1 protein-coding gene is annotated in these 1,159 nt (G+C 75.4%); it reads left to right on the forward strand.

What is annotated here, in order from left to right; translation table 11 throughout:
* The coding region (locus tag AC2W7G_RS16845; protein WP_485869453.1) for a leucyl aminopeptidase at positions 1 to 1,159 on the forward strand (1,159 nt) is incomplete at both ends.

Raw genomic sequence — 1,159 nt, forward strand, 5'->3', positions numbered from 1 at the left:
CGCGACCAGCGTGGTGCTGCACCTGCACGCGTCCGACGCCGACGCCGTCGCCGCCGTCGCCGAGGGCGCCCTGCTGGCCGGCTACTCCTACGACCGCTTCAAGGCCGCACCGAGCGACGACGAGGTGCCGCCGTCGCTCGAGCGCGCCGTCGTCGTGACCGAGCTCGACGCGGCCGCCGCCGAGCAGGCCTGGCCACCGCGCAGACCGTCGTCGAGGCCGTCGCGCTGGCCCGCGGACTGGGTCAACTGCCCGCCCGGCGACCTGCGCCCGCCGCAGTTCGCCGACGAGATCGCCGCGCTGGACGTGCCCGGGCTCTCGGTGACCGTGTGGGACGAGCAGGCGCTGGCCGACGAGCGCTGCGGCGGCATCCTCGGCGTCGGGCAGGGCTCGGACGCTCCCCCGCGCCTGGTGCGCCTCGAGCACGCGCCCGAGGGGGCCGTCAAGCACCTCACCCTGGTCGGCAAGGGCATCACGTTCGACTCGGGCGGACTCTCGATCAAGCCCGGCGCGTCGATGCAGACGATGAAGTGCGACATGGCCGGTGCCGCCGCCATCGTCGCCGCCACGGTCGCCATCGCCCGTCTCGGCCTGCCGCTCAAGGTCACCGCGTTCGCCTGCCTGGCCGAGAACATGCCGGGCGGCTCGGCCACGCGCCCGGGCGACGTGCTCACGATGCGCAGCGGCAAGACCGTCGAGGTGCACAACACCGACGCCGAGGGCCGGCTCGTCCTGGCCGACGGCCTGGCCCTGGCCACCGAGCTGCAGCCGGACCTCGTCGTGGACGTCGCGACGCTGACCGGGGCGGCCATCGTCGCGCTCGGCGAGCGCACCGCCGGCGTCCTCTCCAACGACGACGCCCTGAGCGAGCAGGTGCTGGACGCCGCGCAGCGCGCCGGCGAGCCGATGTGGCCGCTGCCGATCCCCGAGGAGGTCGCCCAGCGCGTCCACACCTCGGCGATCGCCGACCTGCGCCAGCACAACCCGAAGCCGGCCGGCGGCACGCTGTTCGCCGCCGCGTTCCTGCGCGAGTTCGTCGGCGAGACGCCCTGGGCCCACCTGGACATCGCCGCCGGCGTTCAACGAGGCGGCGCGTTCGACTACACGCCGGCGGGCGGCACCGGCTCGGGTGTGCGGACGCTCGTCCGGCTCGCCGCGCAC

The organism is Aeromicrobium sp. PFPM2_SD2 (assembly GCF_057364525.1).